Raw genomic sequence first — 7,106 nt, 5'->3', positions numbered from 1 at the left:
CTTACATCCATGTAAGAATAAGTAAAAACCGAGCAACAAAGAGTAAATAGCCCCTAGGAAGAACCCTTTGGGCAGCGCCTGTTTGGCATTAATGCTACGTTATCGCCCATTTATGGGGAATAACCACACACCATAGGCTCTGCCTTGCCTAAATACCAAACAGACTGCTGCAAATTCAACCTTGAAAGATCAACAGACCCTAGTTACCTCTTGACGCAAGTGTAAGCGAGGAGGATTATTAAGCAAGGAAGTGCGAGATAAGCAAGTGTACTCGTTATTAATCAACTAGGCGTTAGTGTAAATTCACTATGAACTACAGCGATAAAGAAGCAAGGCTATTTTCCTCATCCCAACTAGCCATTTTATGGTATGCAATAATACTTGGTATGCTGGTTACGTGCTTAATGATTATTATAGTCTTCCATATAGATTCCCAAGAGCGAACATATATTGAACGCATAACCCAAGACACCGCTGAAGGCATTAAAACACTACTTAAAAACGATTTAGAAAAGCGAATAACATCGCTTTCAGATCAATCTAAACTATCGGTTATTTCAAGTGGTATGTCGCAAAGTGACTGGGATGCGATTAGTAAAAATTTTTATGGTACACAATATGGTTATCAAGCTATTGGCTGGATTGACAACACCTTTCATGTTCGAAAAAGAATACCAAAGCACAATAATGAAGTGACTATCGATTTTAATTTAGCGTTAAACCCACCTGCCTTATTAACAGCAATAAAAGCAAAAGATACACAGCAAAGGGCAGTCATAATGCCTTTGGCGTTTATTCATGGAGATGAAGGGATTGGAATACATATCCCAATTTTTAACGCAGGTACAAGAGGCAATAAATTAGATGGTTTTATCTCAGGTGTATTGCTGTTTAAGCCTTATATTAAGTCTGTTGTGCCTGATTTTTTACTCAACGAGTATTATTTCACACTGTTTATTGATGGGCATAAAGTGTACTCAGATCAAAGCAACCAACCCGCTATTGCATATGCCTGGAGTAAAAGCTCATCTTATTATTTGCAAGGTCATGAATGGGAAATAAACGTATCGCCCAACGATGAGTTTTTATATATTGCTCACTATAAAGTAATGAGAATTTTAATTGCACTGGGCCTTTTTATCACTTTTATAATTGTATTGGCTGCTTACACCTATTTATTTGCACGTAGTAAACTAAAAGATGAACGTTATAAAATTGAACACTTGTTAAAAAACCTTCCAGGTATGGCGTATCACTCATCTAACACTATAAACAGGCCAATGATACTTGTTAGTGATGGGTGTGAAAATTTAACTGGTTACTCTCGGGCTGAGTTTAAAAAAAATAGAATGCTGTGGAGAAAAATAATACATGAGGATGATTTTAAACGGGTAGAGAAGTCACTTAACGAAGCTTTTAAAGTAAACAGCCCCTTTGAACTTGAATATAGGATCATCACTAAAAATAGCGATATTAAATTAGTATGGGAAAAAGGAGGCCCAGTTAGTTCTATTTTTAATGGCGAAATAATCGTTGAAGGGTTTATCAATGATATTACTTCTATTAAGGAGGCTGAGGCTGATTTAATTAGTAGTTATGCCTTCTCTGATGCGGTAGTAAATTCAGTAGTTGAAGCGGTTATTACAATTGACCAGCATGGGCTTATTCAAAGCTTTAATTTTGCTGCACAAGTTATGTTTGGTTATAGCGCTGATGAAGTGAAAAATAAAAACATAACAATACTAATGCCTACACCTTTTTGTGATCAGCACGATCAACATTTAGCTCAATACTTAAAAACAAAGCAAACGCATATTATTGGTGTAGGTCGAGAGCTTATTGCTAAACGCAGAGATGGCACGCAGTTTCCAATTCATTTATCGGTAAGTGAAATACAAAACCATGAAAATACGATGTTTGTTGGTTTAATTCGAGATATCACAAAACAACGGGCTTCTGAAGAACAAGCTCGGCTTCATACTGAACAATTAGCTCATGCCGAAAGGGTAAATGCATTAGGAGAAATGGCAGCAGGAATTGCACATGAGATAAACCAGCCTCTGACTGCAATTTCACTTTTTTCTCAGACAGCTAAAAATTTTTGTGAGAAAGGAAAGTTTGAAAAGCTCCCCTCAATATTTGAAAAACTAAGTTTGCACTCTCGTCGAGCGGGAGCCGTTATTGAGCGTATGCAGTTAATGACCAAAAAAGGGCAGCGCTCAAAAGAAGTCATCGATTGTATATTTATGATAAAAGAAGTAATAAATCTTGCTGAGTCAGAAGCACGGCTTCGCAATGTAACTATACGAATGACAGCATGTGATGAGGCTGTTGATGTATTTGTTGATCGAGTTCAAATAGAGCAGGTTATTCTTAATTTGTTGCGCAATGGTATGGAAGCTATGCAGTTAAATACTTGTGATAATGGTTCAAAAATAGAGCTTGAAATAAAACTAAATGAAGATAAAAATGTTGAAATATCAGTGACCGATACAGGGGCAGGATTGGCCCAAGAAATGAGAGAAAGATTATTTAAACCATTTTCGTCAACCAAAGAAAATGGCACAGGTATTGGCCTATCAATATCAAAAAGTATTATTGAAGAGCATGGCGGACATATTAATTTTTGTGATAATAAACCAACAGGGGCCATTTTTATGTTTACTCTGCCAATTTATGAAAAAAGGAGTCGCGAATGAGTGATAAGCAAAGCGTGTTTATAATTGATGATGATGAAGGTGTGCGTGAAGGGCTTGCAATATTATTAGACTCCATTGGAATAGATGCACAGAGTTTTAGCTCAGGGTCTGCATTTTTAGATGTATATAATGAGAATATGACCGGTTGCTTAGTGCTGGATATACGTATGCCTAAAATGAGCGGCTTGGAAGTGCAGCAAAAACTCAAAAATTTAAACTGCTCACTACCTATTATATTTATTACCGGACATGGTGATATTCCAATGGCAGTAGAGGCTATGCGTTTAGGCGCAATTGATTTTATTAGAAAGCCATTTGATGAGCAGCATTTGATTGATCGCATTAACGAAGCATTGATATTTAATGAGAGCCAACATGAGAAATTACTCGATAAACACAAAAATAAAATTAATGTAGAGTCGCTGTCAAATCGAGAGCGAGAAGTGTTTGAGCGAGTGACTGATGGGGCTATGAACAAAGTAATTGCATACGACCTTAGTATTAGTGAGCGTACAGTTGAAGTTCATCGTTCTCATGTAATGGCCAAATTAGGTGCTAAAACGTTAGCTCAATTGGTGCGCAGTAAGATCATGTATGAGCAATTAAACTAATTACCAGTCTATTTTGATCTAAGGATCTAATTTTTTTTGAGGCCTTAATGTGTGGCCGCTGAGTAACTTGTTGTCTGGATAATAAATCTATCTCAAGCAGCTTTTTCAGTGCTAACTAGGTTGTATTTACTTGCAATAGACGGCTATTGTTAGCGTGTAACTTCGTCTTATTTTTACGGAGAATCTCTGGCTAACGAAAAATAAATTTAAGTACATTATGGTTCAATGTGTTAGTAAATTATTTAGTCACGATTCAGGTTAAATATACTGTTTGTCTGGCGGGATTATTGATCAATGCTCTATTTAGGAGATCTATAGAGAGTCAGTGGAATGATAATCATTGCTTTAGATCGCTTAAATTCATAATTCCTCGTTTATATAGAGCTTTTTTAAAATTAGTAATGAACATTTAAACTTGCTTTATTGACTTGTGCTAATGGGGATCTTGAACAACACTTTAGTTATTAATTTAACGAGTGGGCAAGCTATGCAAAAGGAAAGGTTCTGGATTTTTAATCAATTTAAAGTCATCTATTTTGCCCTGCTTGCATTAATAATTTTGGGTTTTAATTTTATTTTGAATGATGCATTACATGAAAAAATACATCACTCAGGCCAGCTATTAGTTAAACAAGTTTTTGAACTTGAAATAGCCCCTTCTTCAAATAATAAGATACTTGCAGCCCTCGTAAAAAATGAAGGGTTTATGCTTAAGCCGAATTCATCTCTTACGCACTTTAGTCATATTATAAAGTTAGAGCGAGAGGTCTATAACTATAAAACGCTGAGCTTAAATCTATACCACCCTCCTGTATGGATAATAGAAAGCTATTTATTTATATTGCTTAACTTGGTTATGTTTGGAGCTGCTAGCTGGTTTTATCGTTGGTGGAACACGTTACATGTCAACAATATTTCACGTTCGAAAAACTTACTCGCCAGCACAACTCCATCAGTTAAAGAGCACAATACACAGGTTGTTAAAGTATTAAAAAATTTCGAATTAAGCTCGCTGTACACAACAGCACCTGTATGTCACAGCTTGTTTGTACTGGTTCAATGTAATTGCCATTTTGATAACAATATTGATAAAGAAGCCAGCTTTGAAGTGTTAATGGTGAAAAACTTTTCTGAATTGAGTGGTGTTTCAGTAAGGTTATTAAATTGCGGTAACTTAGCGATTACATTATCAGAGGTTCCTTTTTCAGAACTTGAACGATATATACAACACTTACATAAAAGTATTTTTTTAGCATGCAGAAACTATCAAAAAAATATCACCAGAAAAGACATTAAAGTCGGTGCATGTGATTATCGGCTTAGAGCCGATCAAACAACTGTTTATCAGCTTGCAAAAGCTGCTTTAGTTTTATCCCAACGTAGCTTGTTAAAGCATTGTCATCGATTACCTCTAAATCAAAGCCAAACACGAGTACTTTCTAGTAAACAAGTTATCGATAATATTAAAAAGAATAAGTTTATACTTTTTTTTCAGCCTCTATTCGAACTCTCAAGTGGCGATATTTTACAACATGAAGTATTGCTTAGAGTTAGGCACAGTAAGCATGGTTTGATTGCTGCTCGCTATTTTATCGATCAAACGTATAGCCGCCAAGATACTTTAATATTAGATAAAGGTGTTTTAATTCAAGTTAAAAAATTACTATTAGCAGAGCCTTCGCAATTAACCGTAAGTGTTAATTTATGTTCTGACAGCTGGATAAACAAAAAGTTTTGGAGCTGGTTTAGCGTTCAAATTAATGATTTTAAACTGAGTAGTAAGTTACAATTTGAAATAAGTGAAGTCGAGTTTTTTAATCATCATGAGGCTTTAAAGGACGTATTTATAATAATGAAAAAAGGAGGCTCTCGAATTATCATCGATAATGTAAAGTGTAGTGAAAATTTAATGAAGTTAGCTGACCACCAAGAGGTGTGTGGGTTAAAGTTATCGTATGAGTTAGTACATCTAGTGGATGAAAAAACACAAAACCAAAATCAAATAAAAACAATTATAAGTATAAGTAATACATTAAACTTACCTGTGTTTGCGGTGGGTGTTGAAACTCAAAAAGAGCTATTAATGCTAACAAAATTAGGGGTAGCAGGGGCTCAAGGGTTTTATTTTTCAGAGCCGTTAGAGGAACTCACTCAGGCCGTATTTCATTAAATCAGATCTCTATACCTTAACCCGTTTAAACCTTGCATTCCTCCTGTATGTATCGCCATAATTTTACTACCTGTAGGGAAAAAATCTTTTTCAATTAATTGCCAAAGTGCATACATCATTTTACCACTATAAATTGGCTCCAAAGGAAGTTGATGTTCATCACTCATTTTTTGACAGAACTGCCATAGTTCGGGTGTGAACTTACCATACCCTCCATCGTGAAAATCAGTGAGTAGTTGCCAATTATTTTGCTTATCGGCTTTATTACTTAATTTACCTACCTCTTTTTTTAAGTAATCTGCTTGTTTTAATACAGCAACCCCTATTATTTGGGTGGTTTCTTCACTGCCTTCAATTAGACCCGCTAATGTACCGCCACTACCTGTAGGACAAATTAGGTAGTCATGCTTAGGAAGGCTTTTTGCTAACTCAGCACAGCCCAATAGAGCAAAAGAGTTAGTACCACCTTCAGGAAGTATATAGGCATTAGGAAAGCGAGCTTGAAGTGACTTTAAGTAATCATCATCGTTTCGTCGTCGGTATTCAATACGATTAACAACGTGCAGCTTCATTCCGCATTGCTTTGCAAATTCAAGTGTGGGGTTATTACTGTCGAGCTCAGGGCCTCGTATAATTGCGTGCGTAGTTAAACCAAATTCTTTTCCGGCAGCAGCACAAGCATGAATATGATTTGAAAAGGCGCCTCCGAAAGTCAGTAATTCAGTTTTTCCAAGTTTCTGCATATTGGCTAGGTTATATTTTAATTTACGCCATTTATTACCACTTATTAATGGGTGTATTAAGTCATCTCGTTGAATACTCACAGAGATATTTTTGTTTTTTAGAAGCTGAGAGTCTATTTTTTGAATATAATTATTTTCTTTTATTTTTAATTGCTTAGACATTTTATCTTCTGTTTTTGTTTAGTGCATTGATAATAAATATATGATTAATCCGCAGCCTACTTAGGGTTAATCTATTATTTTAGAGTGCTACATTGTATTTTTAAAGGTGCACCATAGGCAAGTAATCTACACATGTAGCGTATCAATACATGGATGTAGAAATATCTTAGTTTATGCTTGGGCAATTAAGCATTAAAAACCTTATCGTGATTTTTATAAAGGTATATGAACGTTGGATAATAGATTTAAATATCATCATAGCTCTATGTTTTAAGGTCCAAGGTCTATTTTCCTTACGGGGGTTGAATTTTCAGCAGCAGGTTTGGTTTTTAGGCAAGGCAGAGTCTATGTGTGTGGTTATACCAACCTGCTTATATAGGGTTTATTTAACGATAATAAAATAGCGCATAAAATTATGCGGTAACGCAGCATAAATGCCAACTGCGTTGTCCTTTGGGATCGTCTTAGGGGCAATTTATTTTTTATTTATTCTTACATGGATGTAAATCAGTAGAGTAACGCAGAAGCAGTTACTAAGCCTACTAGGTTACAAATTTCGCGCCGCGATTAAATAGCCCCTAGATAGAACAAGTTTTATTCTTAAAAGATCAACAGGCTCTGGTAAGTCCCTTACCTAGAGTTCAGGTTAGGTCGCGTTATTTATAAAGTCATATTTTTAAATGCAATACAAAAGTCTTGTTAATACTGAAAAGACGGGAAG

General features: G+C 35.5%; 4 protein-coding genes. 3 read left to right on the top strand and 1 reads right to left on the bottom strand.

The features are described from left to right. The first annotated feature begins 308 nt into the window (after positions 1-308). The 3 genes from P20495_RS06830 to P20495_RS06840 all read left to right on the top strand — a co-directional run bounded on the left by P20495_RS06830 (position 309) and on the right by P20495_RS06840 (position 5,480). Complete coding sequence (locus P20495_RS06830) at positions 309-2,699, top strand: PAS domain S-box protein (RefSeq protein ID WP_033016086.1); 2,391 nt, start codon at positions 309-311, stop codon at positions 2,697-2,699. Beyond that, positions 2,696-3,310, top strand: a complete 615-nt coding sequence (locus P20495_RS06835) for a response regulator transcription factor (RefSeq protein ID WP_008137342.1) — start codon at positions 2,696-2,698, stop codon at positions 3,308-3,310. The genes P20495_RS06830 and P20495_RS06835 overlap by 4 nt, the downstream gene beginning before the upstream one ends. 487 nt (positions 3,311-3,797) lie before the next feature. Further along, positions 3,798-5,480, top strand: coding sequence for an EAL domain-containing protein (locus P20495_RS06840; RefSeq protein ID WP_374700026.1), 1,683 nt, complete (start codon positions 3,798-3,800; stop codon positions 5,478-5,480). Here P20495_RS06840 and P20495_RS06845 read toward each other — a convergent pair. Then, positions 5,477-6,385: a 1-aminocyclopropane-1-carboxylate deaminase/D-cysteine desulfhydrase gene (locus tag P20495_RS06845; RefSeq protein ID WP_008137339.1), complete on the bottom strand. Its 909-nt coding sequence runs from the start codon at positions 6,383-6,385 to the stop codon at positions 5,477-5,479. The genes P20495_RS06840 and P20495_RS06845 overlap by 4 nt on opposite strands. Positions 6,386-7,106 lie beyond the last annotated feature (721 nt).

The organism is Pseudoalteromonas sp. BSi20495 (assembly GCF_000241185.1).
Taxonomy (GTDB): Bacteria; Pseudomonadota; Gammaproteobacteria; order Enterobacterales; family Alteromonadaceae; genus Pseudoalteromonas; species Pseudoalteromonas fuliginea.
This window is presented reverse-complemented; position numbering and strand designations above follow the sequence as displayed.